General features: G+C 67.5%; 14 protein-coding genes. 3 read left to right on the top strand and 11 right to left on the bottom strand.

Features of this window, described 5'->3' with window-relative positions; translation table 11 throughout:
• Positions 1–19: 19 nt before the first annotated feature.
• From ACGF2Y_RS08505 to ACGF2Y_RS08485, 5 genes are all read right to left on the bottom strand, one after another.
• Positions 20–1,426 (bottom strand): hypothetical protein, encoded by a 1,407-nt coding sequence (locus tag ACGF2Y_RS08505; protein WP_392944200.1) that lies wholly within the window; start codon positions 1,424–1,426, stop codon positions 20–22.
• Positions 1,423–2,946 (bottom strand): GT4 family glycosyltransferase PelF, encoded by a 1,524-nt coding sequence (gene pelF / locus ACGF2Y_RS08500; protein WP_392944198.1) that lies wholly within the window; start codon positions 2,944–2,946, stop codon positions 1,423–1,425. Before pelF ends, ACGF2Y_RS08505 begins: the two co-directional genes overlap by 4 nt.
• A gap of 102 nt (positions 2,947–3,048) precedes the next feature.
• A complete protein-coding gene (locus ACGF2Y_RS08495) occupies positions 3,049–5,196 on the bottom strand; it encodes a hypothetical protein (RefSeq protein WP_392944196.1) in 2,148 nt (715 codons plus the stop codon).
• A gap of 486 nt (positions 5,197–5,682) precedes the next feature.
• Entirely contained in the window at positions 5,683–6,210 is a 528-nt protein-coding gene (locus ACGF2Y_RS08490) for a hypothetical protein (protein WP_392944194.1), read from the bottom strand.
• Positions 6,211–6,960: 750 nt separating this feature from the next.
• Entirely contained in the window at positions 6,961–8,235 is a 1,275-nt protein-coding gene (locus ACGF2Y_RS08485) for a tyrosine-type recombinase/integrase (RefSeq protein ID WP_392944192.1), read from the bottom strand.
• 207 nt (positions 8,236–8,442) lie between these two features.
• Here ACGF2Y_RS08485 and ACGF2Y_RS08480 point away from each other — a divergent pair, with 207 nt between their 5' ends.
• Entirely contained in the window at positions 8,443–8,886 is a 444-nt protein-coding gene (locus ACGF2Y_RS08480; RefSeq protein ID WP_392944190.1) for a helix-turn-helix transcriptional regulator, read from the top strand.
• A 158-nt stretch (positions 8,887–9,044) separates the two neighbouring features.
• On the opposite strand, the gene ACGF2Y_RS08475 is transcribed toward ACGF2Y_RS08480, so the two are convergent.
• From ACGF2Y_RS08475 to ACGF2Y_RS08455, 5 genes are all read right to left on the bottom strand, one after another.
• Complete coding sequence (locus ACGF2Y_RS08475; protein WP_392944188.1) at positions 9,045–9,845, bottom strand: hypothetical protein; 801 nt, start codon at positions 9,843–9,845, stop codon at positions 9,045–9,047.
• A gap of 155 nt (positions 9,846–10,000) precedes the next feature.
• Positions 10,001–10,264, bottom strand: coding sequence for a hypothetical protein (locus tag ACGF2Y_RS08470; RefSeq protein ID WP_160310979.1), 264 nt, complete (start codon positions 10,262–10,264; stop codon positions 10,001–10,003).
• A 446-nt stretch (positions 10,265–10,710) separates the two neighbouring features.
• Positions 10,711–11,838: a PD-(D/E)XK nuclease family protein gene (locus tag ACGF2Y_RS08465; protein WP_392944186.1), complete on the bottom strand. Its 1,128-nt coding sequence runs from the start codon at positions 11,836–11,838 to the stop codon at positions 10,711–10,713.
• Complete coding sequence (locus ACGF2Y_RS08460; protein ID WP_392944184.1) at positions 11,835–12,608, bottom strand: hypothetical protein; 774 nt, start codon at positions 12,606–12,608, stop codon at positions 11,835–11,837. Before ACGF2Y_RS08460 ends, ACGF2Y_RS08465 begins: the two co-directional genes overlap by 4 nt.
• Before the next feature lie 300 nt (positions 12,609–12,908).
• On the bottom strand, positions 12,909–13,529 hold the full coding sequence (locus ACGF2Y_RS08455; RefSeq protein ID WP_392944182.1) for a transposase: 621 nt from the start codon (positions 13,527–13,529) through the stop codon (positions 12,909–12,911).
• A 211-nt stretch (positions 13,530–13,740) separates the two neighbouring features.
• On the opposite strand from ACGF2Y_RS08455, the gene ACGF2Y_RS08450 reads away from it, so the two are divergent.
• Together ACGF2Y_RS08450 and cutA are read left to right on the top strand one after the other, a co-directional pair.
• Complete coding sequence (locus ACGF2Y_RS08450; protein WP_392944180.1) at positions 13,741–14,385, top strand: hypothetical protein; 645 nt, start codon at positions 13,741–13,743, stop codon at positions 14,383–14,385.
• 309 nt (positions 14,386–14,694) lie between these two features.
• Positions 14,695–15,021 carry a divalent-cation tolerance protein CutA gene (gene cutA, locus ACGF2Y_RS08445; RefSeq protein ID WP_004921029.1) on the top strand — a complete coding sequence of 109 codons (327 nt, stop codon included), beginning with the start codon at positions 14,695–14,697 and terminating at the stop codon, positions 15,019–15,021.
• A gap of 51 nt (positions 15,022–15,072) precedes the next feature.
• Here the strand turns inward: cutA and ACGF2Y_RS08440 are convergent, their stop codons facing one another.
• Positions 15,073–16,320, bottom strand: a complete 1,248-nt coding sequence (locus ACGF2Y_RS08440) for a helix-turn-helix domain-containing protein (protein ID WP_392944177.1) — start codon at positions 16,318–16,320, stop codon at positions 15,073–15,075.
• Between the last annotated feature and the right edge of the window lie 108 nt (positions 16,321–16,428).

Raw genomic sequence — 16,428 nt, 5'->3', positions numbered from 1 at the left:
GGCGGTCGGTGGAGTCCCGTCAGCCGTGTGCGGTGGGTCGGCCCAGCTGCCGTAGGGTCACGGCTGTGAGACAGAGCACGGCGGCACCGCAGCTCAGCGGCAGCGCCGCGGTGCCCGGTGGCGCGCCGGCCAGCATCCCCGCGCCGGAGAACGCCGCCGCGGTGAGACATACGGTGGCCGGCGGCCAGGCGGTGCCGAACGCCTGAAGCAGCAGGGAGACCCACAGCGTTGCGGCGAGCAGCAGCAGGGTGGCGGGTTCGGCGTCCACGAGCAGCGCCGCCGGCGTCAGAGGGCCGAGGTACACCAGCAGGCAGCCGCCGAGAACGGCGGCGGAGCGGGCCCGGAACCCGCCGAGCGTCCTCGTGGACCGCAGTGCCGCCACAGACAGTCCGCGGTAGCGGTACAGCAACCACTCGGCCGGCCCCATGCTCAGGGTCAGGACGATCACGGCCCAGGGATGGTCCCGGCCCGCCAGGAACACGAGTGATCCGGCGGCCAGTCCGAACAGGCCGTACGGCAGGGACGGCCACAGCCCCGGACGCGCGGTACCGGGTGCGGCCGGGGCCGAGCGGGTGGCGCGCAGCGCCCAGCCGGCCGCGGCGACAGCGCCGAGGAGCGACAGCAGCGGCAACCCGGCGCGGAGTGCGTTCCCGGGTTCCCACCACAGCAGCGACGTCCCGCCGACGGTGACCGGCACGAGGGCCGCCAGCAGCAGCCGTTCGCGGCCCAGTACGAGCAGCACACCGGCCGCCGCGAGGTAAGCGGACTGGGCCGTGACGGCCAGGGCCGTCACGGCCGACCCCGAGAGGGCGGCGCCGGCGGCGGCGGCCGCGGCAGCGCCCAGCGGCGCCCCCTTCGCGAGGGTGCGGCCCGCCTCCAGCCGCCCGGTCGCCAGGCGCACGTACGCCCGGTGGCCCAGTGCCTGGTTCCACGCCCAGGAGATGAGCCCGGCCACCACCAGCGCCCGCACCGCGCCGTCAGGAGGCAGCATCCGCCCGGCGAGTGCGTACGCGAGGCCGGGGAGTGCGAACAGCAGCCCTCGCAAGGCGCAGCGCACATGGTCGGGCCGCCAGGGATCGGTGGGACGGGGCGGCTCGGGGAACGTCCGCGGTACGCGCCGGTACAACGCCGTCGCCAGTGAGAACAGGTCGGTGTGCCCGTACTTCTCCCGGATCACGTCGCCGGTGAGGCCCTCGGACTCCAGCAGGGCGGCGACCTCATAAGGGTGGACCGCGGGTGCTATACGGTCGGCCAGTGCTGCGGCCAGCTCGTCCACCGCCTCGGCTCGCGCCCCGTGGCCGGGCAGGACCGGAGCCGGCGGGTGCGGGCCGGCGAGGCGCAGGGCGAGGGTGCGGTCGTCGGCGAGGCGCAGGGCCAGCGTGTCCTGCTCCGCGCCGCCCGGTTCCAGCGACATGGGTCCACTCATCCGGCCGCGCTCCTCACAGGTGACCTGCCCACCGTCGTCGGCGCGTGCTCCTCGACAGCCGTGGGCGCACTCCGGCCGCCGGATCCGGACAGCTCCTGGTAGATGGAACGGAAGGTGTCGATGGTCTGCCGGAGGGTGAACTGCTCGATCACCCTGAGCCGGGCCCCCTCGCCCATCCTCCGGCGCCGCTCGGTGTCGGCCAGCAACTCCAGGGCCGCGTCGGCCATCGCGGCCGGATCGCGGGGTGGCACGACGAGACCGGTGTCGCCGACTGCCTCCCGGACGCCGCCCACGTCCGTGGAGACGGTCGCCCGCCCGCATGACATGGCTTCGATCAGGGTGAAGGGGAAGCCCTCGCTGATGCTGGAGAGCATCACGACGTTTCCCGCCGCGTAGGCGTCCTTGATGTCCTCGACCCGGCCCTCAAAGGTGATCGCGGCGGTATGGCCCAGCTCAGCGGCCAGCGCCTCACACCGGTCCCGGTAGGCCTCCCCGCCGCGCGGCGTGCCGCCGAACAGGCGCAGCCGCGCGGCCGGCACCCGCTCCCGTACGAGGGCGAAGGCGCGGATCAGGGTCTCCAGGTCCTTGATCGGGTCGACGCGGCCGGCCCAGCTGAGGACGGGGTCGGCAGGTTCCGGGCCGGCGGGCGGAAACGCGGCGGGGTCCACGCCGTTGTAGACCGTCCGGATCGCATCGGGCGCGGCGCCTCCGTGCTCCTCCCAGAGCCGGTTGTAGCGGTTGCCCGGGGTGATCAGGGCGGCCCGCCGGTACGTCTCCTCCGCCAGCAGCCGGAAGAAGCCCAGCACGAGTGCCTTCACCGGCCACCGGTAGGGAGCGGTGCGGTATCCGAGGTAGCGCTCGCGCAGGTACACGCCGTGCTCGGTGAGCAGCAGCGGCACACCGTGCCGTTCCAGCGCGGCGAGGCCCGGCAGGGCCGCCACGCCTCCGCTGACCGCGTGCGCCACTCCCACCTCCGGGTACGGTGCGGCCAGCGGCCGCAGCGCGTGCTCCAGCAGTGCGGTCGCGGTCACCGCGTCCTGCAGGTTCGGCCGGGCCTCGCGCGCCGCGAGCCCGGGCCGGTTCCAGAGGGCTGTCAGGATGCCGATGGCCTGGTCTCCGCGCAGGAAAGGACTGAGCCTGCCGTCCTGGGCGGCCCGCGCCAGCGCGTACAGAGCCGGGCCGAAGCCGCCTTCCGCGCGCGGGTCGAGCAGTGCGGTCACGAACCGCTCGTAGGACTCGGCGAGCCGTCGGCGGTGGTGTCCGCGCGGCGCCCGCCCCTCAGGGGTGGGACCCCACATGGGGACGGAGACGATGCGGCCGACGTGGGCGGGGGCGTCCCAGACGACCGACTCCCGGCCGGTGCCGGTGACGGCGATCACGTCGAACGCGATGTCCGGCATGCCGGTGACGAGTTGGTCGCACCAGACGCTCACACCACCGTGACTGTGCGGGTAGGTGCCTTCGGTGAGCAGGGTGACGCGCGACACGCCGGAGTGTGGCGCGCCGTGGGGAAAGTACATCGATCTGCTCCACGGCCGGGAAGTGAGGTTGTCGGGCCCGGGGGGTCGCGGGCCCGTCCCGGCCGCCGCACCGGCGACCGGGAACAGGAGGGCGTACGCTTGTCAGCGCTCCGCGCCGTAGGGGACTTGTTCCGCGACGCCGGAAGGCACTTCGGTCCGGGGTGCGGCGTCCGTCGGTGCGCCGGTCATGGCGGGCCTCCCGTACGGCCCGTCCGCCGCGGCCGGCGGGCCCGCGGACACGGGCAGGTCCAGGGTGTAGGGCAGGCCGTCGGTCGAGGCCCAGCCGGAGACCTTGCCGGCGTAGGGAGCTCCGAAGCCGGTGCCGCCGTGCTGGGTACCGGCGGGCATGGTGGCCGCGATCGCCACGCCCCCGGGAGCCTGCACGGTCACACTGTCACCGATCCGGTAGGCGGTGACCTGGCCCGCGTCGAGGGCGGCCCGCCAGGCTGCCCTGCGCTGCATCTCGACGCCGATGTCCTTCATGCGGAGATTCACCACGGGGGTGTCGCCGGTGAACAGGTCGTCGTAGTCGCCGAGCACACCGTCGAGCACCGGATAGGCGATGCGGTCCTCGGCGAGATTCGACTGGTGGATGAAGTGGGGCTTGGGGTCGTTGGAGAGGACGTGCCCCAGCGCGATCCGGGTCTCCAGCGGGACGATGTGATCGGTGTAGCCGGTGGCGATGTCCAGCGGCGCGGCCAGGCAGGTTGAGGTGGCGGGGTTGTCCTCGCAGATCCCGCTGCCGCCCTGGGCGCGCCCGGTGTAGATCCAGTTGTACTCGTCGACCTGCTCGGCTTCCCGCCCGGCGTTGTAGAAGACGTTCATCGGGTAGCGGGAGACGGTCGTGGCGGTGCCGACCTTGCGCTGCACGGGGTCGCGGGAGTTGTCCGAGCCCAGCCATTCGATGTCCGTGTCGGTGAGGGCGAGCCCCAGGTTGGGGTTGTCCACCGGCTGCTGAGGGGTCACCTTCAGGCCGGAGTGTTCGCCGGTGACCAACTCTTCGCGCCTGAGGGGGAGTCCGGCCGCCACGCCCCACGCCTCGTTGGTCGCGACCTCGTCGGCGATCTCGTTCCGGCCGACCCACCGGGTGGATCCGTCCGCGCTCGACGCGCACTTCCACGGCACCACGCTGGTGTCCTGCACGCAGCCGAGGAAGGCGTGGGTGTAGGTGTGGTTGATCCAGCGGAACTGGTCCCGGTCGGCTATGAGCTTGTCGGCGAGGGCATCCTGGCCGCCGTTGTCCTCGCGGTGGTCAACGGTGCCGGAGGCGTTGTAGGCGAAGTCGAGTGTGAAGTCCCGGCCGTTCTGCCAGGTGGTGGCGTGATCGACGTCGGCCGGGACCATGCGGATCGGGTTCGGGGTGCCCTCGCCCGGCTGGCAGTCCACGTCGCCGGGCGTGCAGTTGAGCACGGTGTCCCAGCGGTCGTCAGCGGCGAAGACGTCGTCGACGTGGACCGCGAAGTAGTTGCGGTCGGCGCCGAGGTGCACGCCACCGGTCATCCACTCCACGATGCCTCTGGCCAGCAGTCGGTACTGCTGCTGGTACCGGTTGTAGACGAAGGTGACGACGAGCTCACGCCGCCCGTCGTGCCGGTACTCGCCCACCAGGGAGCCCTTCGTCGGCCTTCCCGGGATGGCGGCCTGGACGTAAGGGGTGAAGTCGGCGCCCGCCACCGGCGTCGAGAGGTAGGCGTAGGACTCGCCCACGGTGGGGGAGTTGTCCTCGAAGGGGACAGCGCCCTCCAGGTAGCCGAAGGGCCCGGCCTTGCCGGCCTGTGTCACCTCGGCCCGCATCCCGTCAATGGTGCCGGCGTAGCCCGTGCCGACCGCCGCGTTGAGTCCCACCTGAGGACGCGCGTAGGTGTAGGCGTCGACCTGCGGGATCGAATACGCCTGCTCGTAGGCCACGATGGCCGCCATTTCGGCGGAGCCCGTCGGGAACGGGTTGTCGTTGGGAAGGACGACGGCCTGGTACTTCGCGCGCGGTCGGCCGTCGACGGTGTCGGCGAGGAAGCCCGCGTCGATCACGGGCCGGTCGGCGTCCTCCAGCTCGACCTCGGTGTACGGCGTTCCGGCGTTCTCCAGTTCGGCGGCGATGGCGTCGGTGGACGGCCCGCCGTCGCTCACGACGAGCACGCGCAGATCGACGCGCGGTGCCGGATCGTCCGCCTGGGCGGGGGCAGCCGGTAACCCGATCGTTGCCATCAGCGCGCCAACTACGAGCGCGGTGGTGCGAATAGTCCGCTTCATGCGGTGGAAATCCCTCCCCAAGGCAGGGGAGGGTTGGGCTCCTGTCGGAGCCTGCCCCACCCCATGGCCACACCGCCGCCCGTCTGAGGCGCCGGTCGCCGACGCATCCGTCGAGTCACATGGTGAGGTCTGTGTGGAGCTTTTGTGTGACTGCCGGGAGATTTGACGGAAAAGCATATGTGCCAATCAATCCGACAAGGTGGTTCTCCTCACCGGCTGTGGCGCTCCCGGTTCTGGGGGTGGGAGTCGCTCGCAGGCTCGTGTGCTGCTGCGGAAGACGAACGGCGGAATGCGGACCACTGGACCTCGAGGGCGAAGAATGCCATGGGCCAGACCAGAACTCCGGTCGGTGCGGGGGCTGGATCAAGTCACTCCTGGGGGGCATGCCGACGGCGGCCGGCGTGGAGCAGGGGTCGGCCGCCGTCTTCGTCCATGAGGTACCCGCTCAGCGGGGGTGTGCGCCGCTAGGGGTTCGTGGGGGTGCGGTCACGCGCACAGCACGCGGGTCTCGGGCGTGTAGACCGGGCCGCCGCTGAGGCTGGTGCTGTCGCTGAACTCCGCGTAGAAGTAGGAGTAGAAGCCGATGTTGCCGTTGCAGCCGGAGTCGGCGGCGACCTGCAGGGTCAGGGTGACGGTACGGCTCTGGCCGGGCGGGATGGTGGTGCCGTAGTTGCTGCCGAGGTTCGCCGGACCGGTGCCGGAACACGGGACGGCCCCGGCGTCCGTCGCCAGGCTGCAGCCGGTGAAGCTGTACTTGAGGTCGGGGCGCTGGGTGGTCAGCCAGGTCGGATCGATGGACTGGTAGATGAACCAGATGTCGTACGTCTGATTGTTCTTGATCGTCATCGACAGGTTCACCGCACCGCCTGGCGTGGTGGTTGCGGCGTCGGTGGTGAACGACAGCTCGGCCGGGGCCGGGTCGGCGGCGCTCGCGGAGGGTGCCAGGCCGAAGAGCGCGAGGGCGAGGGCGATGATCGTGGCGAGACCGAGACGTCTCGTGCGAGTGGATCTCATGGCCGGGGAGCGTATGTGCGGTCCACGCGCACCGTCTGCACCCTGAGTCGCCCGGTGCTCACAGTGCGGCTGAAAGTGATTGGATAATGAAGGTCTTGTGCAGTCGCCTTCACGCGGTGGTGTGGAGGGCTGTTCTCGCACGACAGCGCCATGATGTGGTGCGGGTACGGAGAGTTGTCGCGCGTTGCCCTGCCGGACGATGCGGGTCGCGAGGTCAATGGCGGATTCCGGCGGCTCGCAACCCGCGCCGAGGTGTGGACCGGCACCCGCCCCCGCTTCCGGGCGCCACATCTGTGGGCCTCCTCGGGCCCGCTTATGCGACGCCCGCATACCCATCAGGAGTTGGCCTCGCCGTTTCGCACGCTCAGCAGAACATGGAGGTTGACCGCGTAGATCGTTGATCGCCGGTTTGAAGGTTCCCCGCGATCTTGGACACTTGCTCATTGTGCCGCGAGGCGTGTTGATGTCGCTGCCTGGTCTCGGCTGGTGTCAGGTAGTCGAAGATCTTGTGTTTGCGCAGGCGGCGGCGATTGCAGAAGGTCTCGGTGAAGGTGAAGACCTCGGTGCGGGCGGTGGCCCGGTCGGGCCGGGTCCTGGCATGCTGTGGTGTTGTGCCCCTCGCCTCCAAGGGGCACAACACCCCGCCCCTCAGATGTCCCGGAACTCATGGACAAAGCTCCTGACCTGCGTAATTGACACCTCTCAAAGATCATCTTGCACGGGTGTTGCACAAGCCGAAGGGAGCAGGAGTCACGCGGCCCTGGTGTAGGCGCTCCGGACCGCGATGCGGACCTTGGAACCGGCTCCCACGACCCGGTGCACGTACTTACGCAGGGTGAACGCGGGATCGGCGTGTCCGAGTCGGTCCGCGAGCGTGTACACGTCTACACCGCCGCTGATCATCATCGACGCGTACAGGTGTCGGAGCGCGTGCATCATCACGTCGCGGGACTTCTCCCAGCGTCGTCCCTTCGCGTCGGGCTCAAGGGGCTTGATGAGGCCGGCCGACGCCAGGGCGGGCTTCCAGCGGTAGGAGTTGAACCAATTCGACTGAATGGCGGTCTTCTCCCGGGTGCAGAAGATCAGCCGCACCGTGACCGGGTCGCCGCCTTTGCTGCCCCACGGTCGGGTCACCTCGACCGGCGGGTACTTCAGCATGTGCTCGCGCAGGGGGATCGCCACGTCGTCGGTTAGCTCGACCCAGCGGTCCTTCGGGTCCTCGTCGTCTCCGCCCTTGGGGAGGGCGTATACGAGGAACGAGCCGTCGTGGACTACTTGCCGTTGCACGTGCACCATGGCGCCGTCTGGATGTGCCCAGTCGATATCTTCTGGTGACAGGCCGAATATCTCTCCTTGCCGAAGACCCAGGCCGCGACCACAGTCAACAAGTGCTTTGTAGCGGTCGGGAAGTTCGGCACGGATCTTCTCGGTGTCCTCCCACGTTAGGGTCAGCTCTGCCCGGCCGCCCCCTCCTCGCTTCGGCTTGGCGTCCTGCACCGATTTGGCGAGGCAAGGATTTTTGTGTATCAGGCTGTCGTCCACGGCCAGGTCAAAGACAGCCCGAAGATTGTCGAAGACCAGGCGCAGCGTGGAACTTTCGAGCAGCCTGCGACGGTCGTGCAGCCAGTCCAGCAAAGACGAGGCGTTCACGTCCTTCACGCGCATCTTCCCGACTGCGGTAGGAACGACGTGCAGGAGAATCCGCTCCTTGTGGCGTCGGTAAGTCCGTGGATTCTTGTGTTCGTGCCCCTTGAGCCACGTAAGGGCGAGTTCACCGACCCTGACCTCACCGGCGCGAGGGTTGATGTACGAACCGTCGTCCACTCCGGACCGCATCTTGGTCTCGTGCCTGCGGGCTTCGACCTCGGTGCGGAACAGCTCCGTCTGCTGGACATCTTCCCGGTTGCGCCATCGGGCCTGCCACCGCTTCCCCGTCCCGTGATCCCGCGTCGGGACTTTGCCGTGCTCCTTGCAGGTCGACTCCCCGTCTTTCGGGCGCGACTTGTGCCAGCGGTCGTACGGCATCAACTAACTCCTAGTTTTCAATGGGCCTTTGAGTCTATTCGTGGACTCTCCTGAAGCAGGGCCATCGTCGACGGCGAGATCGGGTGCCCGTTCAACGAGCCCTAAGTGAATTGGATGTTGATCCAGGCGAGTCGAAGATGTCAAATGCATTTTTGGGGTCTTCGCGACAAAGGGTGCAGAGTGGTAGAGATGATTTCACTTAGGTGAATGCTCGCTGAGGGTTCGACGAGCCCTCGCCGAACCCTCAGCGAGCATTCGCCGGTGTCTTTCGAGAGTTCGCAAGAGTCGCAGGTGTTTCGTCGAGAGGCCCTCTGTTTGGTCCGGCCGGAATTTAGTGCAAACGTTCCATGTGCCACCGCAGCGGAATACCGCTCACGTGGTTCTTTCCTGCCCTCTTCGAACCGTTCTGGAGTGCCCATGCGTCGAACCACTGCCCGTGCGGAAGAAGCCGCCAGTGGCGCGGGGGACCGTTGCCCCTTGGCGAGCGCGGAGGAGCTGGCCGATTTCCTGGGCGTACCTTTGAATACGGTCTACATATGGAATCACCGACACCAGGGTCCGCGAGCCCACAAGGTCGGCCGCTACTTGCGCTACCGCTGGTCGGAGGTAGAGGCATGGCTGGAAGCTCAAGCGGTGAATCGCGCGACCTGATCGGCCAAGATTGGCTGGTGCTCTTGTCCTTGGCCGGGCGACGGAATCCGGCGTACAGCCCAACTCGTCTGCCGCCACCAGCGGCTTTGCCTTGAGGAGGGCCTCCGGCCCGCGTCGGAGGCTCCTTCTAGTGATGCGCCATCCTGAACGGCACGGACCTACGGCCGGTCGCGCCTGAGGGTCGTCTCGCTGAGCCCGAGGGCCATGCTGCTCATGAGCTGACGAGCGAATTCCTCCAGAATCGAGGGGTTGGTAGTGAGAAACTCCATGACCCGCTCGGTTCGCTGCTCAGGCGAAAGCTCTTTCAGTTCCTGCTGCCATGCCAGGGTGGCAGCACCGCCATCCTCAACCTCGGCATTCACGATGAGGCTCCAGAGCGCCTGCTCGGCGTCCTCACGAGCGAGCCAAGTCATGAACATCTGCTGAAACTGCTGGCTCGTCACAGTGACCTTCGGGTCGCTGGGCGCGGTGGCCAGATTCTGGACAGGCGCGTCCGCCTCGATCCCCGGGACGGTTACAGGAGGTGTCGTCGTGGACCCGGCCCGCAAGGCCTTCTTCTGGGCTCTGCGGGCCTGTTGCCTTAGCACCAAGGCTTCGCCCTTGGCAACGAGGACCGGCGCGGCCCGGGTGTGCCACCAGTGGGCAACACGAGGTTTTGCGATTTCTACGAGATCACCGATGATCTGGTACGCGATGTCAGCCACGGCCTGTTGGCCGGGGGTGAGCTGAGGACGCTGATTCTCCGCGTACTCGGTGACGTAGACGATCTCGGGTTTGTCTGTAGAACCTGACTCCCTTTCGGCCTTCAGGCGGATCTCGACGTGCTCCGGCCCCTTGTCACTCGTCTTGGGAGTGAATCCACGCTTCCAGCCTGCGCTCTTCCGCGAGTCGGCGAGGTACTCGCCCCTGGGGATACGAACAACTGCGTCGATCTCGTCGTACTCCTGGTCCTCGGCCATGCGTCCTCGTCAGTGCTCGGGTCTTCCTCGGCGCTCGGTCGACGAGGAAGTCGCGGTAGTAGAACCTCACTCCTGACCGTAGCTGCAGCGTCCGACGATTTGGCAGGTTCGGCGAGCATCGCATCAGCCGCCACAGAGCCGCAGGTCCAAGGTTGTCACCAGTCCCCTTGCCGGATCCGCTCGTCGGACACGATCCCGTAGACGTACCGCCCAGAACGTTCGGGACATCGTGGAATCTCCGACGGCCCCGCAATCGGCCATGCCTCCAGCGCCGACCTGATCTCGTGCCACTGCACGTTGCGCCGACTCTCGACGATGACCAGGGTGTAGTGGTTGGTCCGGTAGGTGAAGGGCTTGCCGGTCTTCGTGTAGAAGACCTCGCCCTGGTGCTCCTCGATCCGAGGCCTCGCCGTCTCCATGTTGGGACCGACCGGCACCGGCTCGGGCGGAGGTGGCGGCGGCACTGGATGCCCTGCCCACCGGAGTCGTTCCTCCGGCGTTGGCTCCCGGCTACTTCGATGCCAGGATGCGCTCCCAAGCACGGTGGTCGAGGTGACTGCCAGTTCTGTTCCGTCCGGCAGCACCCCACGGCCAGGCTCTCGGTAGGGCTCCGCAATCTTGATGTCACGCCGCTCATAGCCGAGCCTGCTGGCAACTGATGCCAGGGTCCCCATTTGAGTGTTCCCGACGTACGACAACTGATCCTCGCTCGCATCGTCCGAGAACTCCACGACGCCGACCAGGTAGACCCCGTTCTCGTTCGGGTCGCCGAAGAGCTGCCGCAAGCGGTCGGGTCCAAAGTCGCCCATCATGTGTCCGTCCGCCCCTGCATCGTCGCTGTCAGATTCTCCGTCGATTAACGCGATCACAGTCTCCCTTGCGGCTGAGTCGCGTGCTGTGCCATCCGGGACCCGATCACAGCCACCCTGCTGAGCACCTCGGTGGCTTCCTTGAGTGTGGTTGAGGGAGGCAGCACGAAGCGCGCGCCGAACTCGACTTCACCGCTGAGCTTGGCCTGCTTCTCGCCATAGCCAGCGCCGAGGAACGCTGGAGCGCCGAGCGCCTTGAGTCTAGCCACGCCATCCTTCTCCCATTGCAAGGTCTTGCGCGGGGGATGGGGTCTCCACGGAATCCAGTCCTCTTGGACGAGGTACTCCTGCCAGAGCAGCGCCAGGTGATCCCAGTCGAAGGCCTTGGAGGAGGTGACTCGCTGCTGCACGAGGAAGAAGCGGAAGTCGACCCCGCGGAGCCCGCTGCCGTCGACGAGCTTGCCAACCTCCTGAGTCGGAAAGCTCTCGGTGGCGTCCCAACGGACGGTGTAGCCGCTGCCCGGAATCGGGGCGTCCACGATCGCGACGTACAGGCCACCGGAGCCGATCTCCCGGATGGCCTTCGATGAGCCGCCGGGCAAGGCGACGTTGGCGTACATATAGGCAGCACGAAGCCGGAGGGCGAGGTACAGGTCGATATCGTCGATCTGATTCCAGATTGTGTGGGCATCCACCTTCGGCACCTGGGACTCGATGTGGCTCGTCCAGGCTGTGGCGGTCGTCGCGGCCCACGGAACCGGGGACGAGGCGAAGGGAGCGATGAGCTCCTCCCAGGTGAGGTTCTGCCAGTCCTGGGCATGGGTGGTGTCGAGACGGAAGCGCTGAAGCGAGACCGCCACGAACCGGCAGTCGTCTCGGTCCTCCTCGGCAACGTATCTGTAGTACCGCTCCAACTGTTCAATTCCGAGGCCGGCAAGCAGCTTCACTTCGACGACAGCGACAACCTGACCGTTCGCCTGCACCACCAGGTCGGGGCGATCCGATGCCTTCCGGCCCCGCGACTTCGAGACCTCCCGACGGATCTGGAGTGGGCCATCAACGTTGATGCCGAGGACGGAGCGGGTGATCGCCTGGTCGGCAATCATGAGGGTGGCGAGCAGATCGCTCCACGCGTTCTCGCTGTTGATCGAGAGCAGGAAGCGAAGGTCCGGAAGACTGCTCACTCGCTGCCCCCTCCCAGCTCCGCATCGATGTTGAGCACGCGGATCCCGGACTGCGACTGCGCGAGGAGCACCGCAGCGTTCTCGGCAAGGCGACGGGCGGACTTGAGCCGCAGGTCCAGCTCGACATCGTCACCCCAGCGGACTGACGTTGCGATGGCGAATGCGATCGAACCACCGGACTCCAAGTGGCCAACGATCTCCTTGTGGATTCGGCGGCTGGTGCGCTGACTAGAGCGATCCGTCTTGGCGTTGCGGTAGTTGCTGGCTCGCCTGGCCAGCTCCACGGACTCCCCGATGTAGAGCACGCGGATGCCGTCGTCGTCCACACCGAAATCGTAGCGGTAGAGCCCTGGCGCTCGCGGAAGTCCGGGAAACCTCGGCAGGCGGGCTTCGTCCAGCGTGATCGGGCCCGCGCTCAGCCACGAGAACGCAACGCGGACGTCGAGCGCCTCCAGTTCCTTGAGCTGGGACTCGTCGAAAGGCCCACGACGAGACGAGCCGGTCAGCCGCGGGATTGAGCCGCTCTCGGTGGCCAAGGATCCGACACCGATCAAGAACCCGAGGTTCTGCAGCCACCGCCGAGAGGCTTGTGACTGAAACCGGCTGCGCTTGGCACCTGTCGCAAGGGAGATGACCTGCTTGACCGGCCAATGCACACCATCTACTTCGACCCAGTACTCGCGGATCTCCTCGGGCACGTGACCAGCGAGACACCTACGAACAAGTGTGGGCGTCAGCTCGAAGGATTCGCCATCGAGGGTGAACTGCATGGAACGGAGGTTAGCCTCAATCGTGCATGAGTTCTCATCAGTTCGTTGACGGGGACGCTATGCGTGTGGGGTGCGGCTCTTCCGGGGGGTGGGGCCGCTCCTCCCGGACGACCAGCCTCATACCCCTGGGCTAGGTGCCCAGGTCGGGCATATCGGTGATCTCCGCGGCCCAGGCGCCGAGCCGTTCGGTGCCGCCGGCGTATTAGGGCCGGATACCACGCCTTAGCAGGGATCTTCAGTACGGCTTGGTGGATGGCGTCGGTGATGGTCCTTCCAATGGAATACGACAGCCACTGCCCATCAGGCGTGGATGCTGCCGCCGGAGTCGGTGCGGATCAGTGTCTGCCACTCCAGCCGCAAAGTCTGGGGGAGTTGTGCCAGGGCGAGTCGGGCGATTTCGATGTGGTCTGCGGCGGTGTTGGAGCCTGCGTTGCCGGGGCGTAGCAGGGCGGCCACCAGCTCCCCGGACCCGGCCTGGCCGTGGTCGACGAACGCGACGAGGGGGCGATGGCCGAAAATCTTCTTCCGGGTCGCGGTGGCGTCCTGTTTCTCGGAGTGCGCGAGGGTTAGCACTCCGCCGAAGTCCACGATCACCTGGCCGTCGGTGGCCGGACTGTTCGCACCGGCCGGATCCCAGACCCGCCCCGTGCTCGGGAACGTGCGTCCCGGATCGCCGCGTGGGCTTTCGGGCCGGACGCGGCGAGTCTGTCGATGACACGGGAGACTGTGGGATCGGAAACCACCGGGCCGAACATCCGGCTCGGCCAGCAGCATGCCGATGTCGGCCAGACAGCCCCCGCCGAGTGCGACAGCCAAGGCCACATCCAGCAGGATCTTCCCCGGATGGTGCACGACCCGCGGCTTGCGCCACGGTGTGAGTGCCACCGATATCGCGGTGTTCAGACCGGACTTGCGGTCCATCTGGGCCAGCCGCACCGACCCGGCCTGTGAGTGGAGCGTTTCGCCATTGTTGAGGGCGAACTCGGTGATGGCAAAGTAGAGAAGCCGTATTCTTGCTGTTCAGAAGACGTCTCGCCTACGAGACCATCCGTCGGACAGCTCGCTTCATGAAAGCGCGAGGTTAGCGGTCAAACTGTGGGTCGGCGCATAACTGACCAGGAACGGAGACGCCGTGACGGACCTCCCCACAGACGGCCAGCCCATCGAAGCCGTGCCTACGGAGTACAGCGGCACCACCTTCCGTTCCCGGCTCGAAGCCGACTGGGCCCGCACCCTCGACACCCAACGCATCCTCTGGCAGTACGAGCCCGAGCGAGTCATCCTGCCGTCAGGGGCGCATTATCTGCCGGACTTCTGGCTGCCCGAGATCGGGACATGGCTTGAGGTCAAGGGACCAGCCACGCCCCGCAAGGAAAAAGCCGTCGAGCTGGGCAAGACGCGCGCCTGCCGCTGCGACGGCCCCTGCCCCTGTGCGTGGCCCGGTGGCGAGATGGTCCTCCTTGGCTGGGTCGCGGAACGCACCCACGGCGACATCAACGTGGCACGCAGCCGGCCGGGCTATGCCAGTTGGGCCGCCGCTCACGGGCCCAGCGCGTACTTCGTGTTGTGCCCCTGGTGCGGGCTCAGACAGTGGATCACCCTGCGGCGTCCGTGGAAGTGCCGCGCCTGTTACCGCAGTCTGGAAAGCGAGGAGCTGTTCCAGCCCCACGACCGTGTGCTGCCTTTCGGGAGCAGCTCGATATGGTCGCCTGCGGACACGGCGGCCATCCGCAGAGAGATTGCCGAACAGATCGCTGAGGCAGAGGCCGCCGATTAGGAGCACTCCCGCTTGGAGGCCACGTACGAAGAGGGAGGGGGCGGGCGCGTAATGCTCGCCCACTCGGTGGTGAAGGGCCACCCTTGGCCGGACCGACTGGGCCCATGCGGTCGCCACAAGGCGGCGGTACTTCGACGGCTCTCCAGGGCCGGCCGGGGAGGCTGAACCCCCAAGGGTGCGGAACAGATCCGCGCGCCCGACGTTTTTGAACGTGGCGGCCCGAACACTGCGCGCCGCCTTCGCCCCTCTCGCTGGCCTGCGTCGAACACATGGGTAGGGTCGCGGTACCCGAGCTGGAGAGGTAGCCGCATGGACCCCGAGATCGTGATCGCGCAGACGACGAGTGACGACGAGGAGCAGGCGAAGACCCTCGCCAGAGGCGCTGTTGAGAGCAAACTGGCGGCGGGCGTCCACATCGATGCGCCCATCACCGCCTTCTACTGGTGGCAGGGGAAGGTCGAGGCGGCTCAGGAGTGGCGGATCTCCTACATGACGTCGTCGGATCGCCTCCCCGCGCTAGAGGCATGGCTGCACGAGAGGCACCCGTACGACGTCCCCCAGTGGGTCACGCTGCCTGTGACCGGAGGGTCGGAGGCGTACCTGTCCTGGGTCGTCGACGAGACGCGCCCGGGGTAGAGGTCTCCACAGCAGCGCCTTGCTCTCGCTGAGCCTGTGCGCTTCGACGCTTCACAGCGTCGCGAACGTCAGCAGGTGGCTGGCCAGGTCATGCTCAGTGTCGGGGAGCCCGGCGGCGATGGCCTGAGCCCGCTGCCGGCCCATGGTGTTGGGCTTCGACTCCGCCGCTGCGGCGAACTGGTGCGCTACATAGGCCCCGCGGTCTATGTCGCCGCCGCGTAGAAGGGCGGACGCCAGGTCACCCAGGACGACCACGCCGGACTCGGGTAGTTCGCCGCCGAGGCGCTCGACTGCGGAGTCGGCCGTGGCGGTCAGCTCCTGACGCTTGAGTTCGCCGTAGACCGAGAGGGTTAACGAGTCCATGCGGTATGGCGTCACGAAGCGGACCCACGCCTGCTCGCTCATATGGTCGGCGAAGTCATAAGCAAACTTGGCCTGGTCGAGAGCACGAAGGGCGCCAGCGTCATCGCCTGACTGGGCGGCCTCCTCCGCGTACCGGCCCAGAGCCCACGCTGCGGCGGTTGCGTTGCCACGTCCGCGTACGTCCTGAGCTGCCTGCGAAAGCATCTCCAGCGCCTTCGCTGGGCTGGGGGCACCGTAGCTCGCGTAGCCCAGAGCGAGAGCGCGCAGCGGAGGGTGTCCAGCCCTTTTCGCGCACTCCGAGGTCACTCCGTAATAGGAAGTGGCCTTGTCCTGCTCGCCGAGGTCCCAGGTGACCCACCCAGCAAGAGCGGCAGTCTCCCCGGCCGCGATGATCAGGGCTCGCTCGTGGGCTCCGGCGCGGGGAAGGGCTGCGGTGATCGCGTCCAAGTGCGCCTCGACGCGGGACTGCAGGCTGAGCGCACTCTCGTTCAGCTCGTCCACGTGCAACGTGGCCGCATGATCAATAAGCACCCCCGCGGACTCAGGGTCGATCTTGGAACCCTTGCTGAGTGCGTAGGCCAGCCGGCCCCACGGCTCGGCAGCCGCAGCCGCACCGACGACTGCGCCTCCCAGCAGCGTTCGGCGTTTCACGTCGTCCAGATCCTCCGCCTCGGCCTTGTTCTTCTCTCGCCGCCTGGCGCGGGCGGCTTTCGCCTCGCGCAGCAGCGGCTCCAGCGGGACGCCACAGGCCAAAGCGATGTTCCCCAGGGTGTGGTCCGTCGGAACGTTCGCACCGTTCTCGTACCGGTTCACCTCCCGGCGGGTCACCGTTGCCCGGCCGGAAGCGGCGTTGATCGCACCGGCCTGCTCGTCCTGCGACCGATTCGCGTTACGCCGCAGGTGACGGAGCAACTCGGCAAACGGATCCACCGCCATGAGTCTGACCCCTATCCGTGGGAGAAAGCCAATACTCCCCTCAACTCCCCCTTGGTTTTCCCCCCTTGACAAAGTTTTCCCCCCTCCGGTTTCCCCTGTCCCAGATCG

The sequence above is a fragment of the Streptomyces sp. NPDC048142 genome (assembly GCF_043202835.1).
GTDB lineage: Bacteria > Actinomycetota > Actinomycetes > Streptomycetales > Streptomycetaceae > Streptomyces.
The sequence above is the reverse complement of the archived record's forward strand: the minus strand, read 5'-3'. Positions and strand labels throughout refer to the sequence as shown.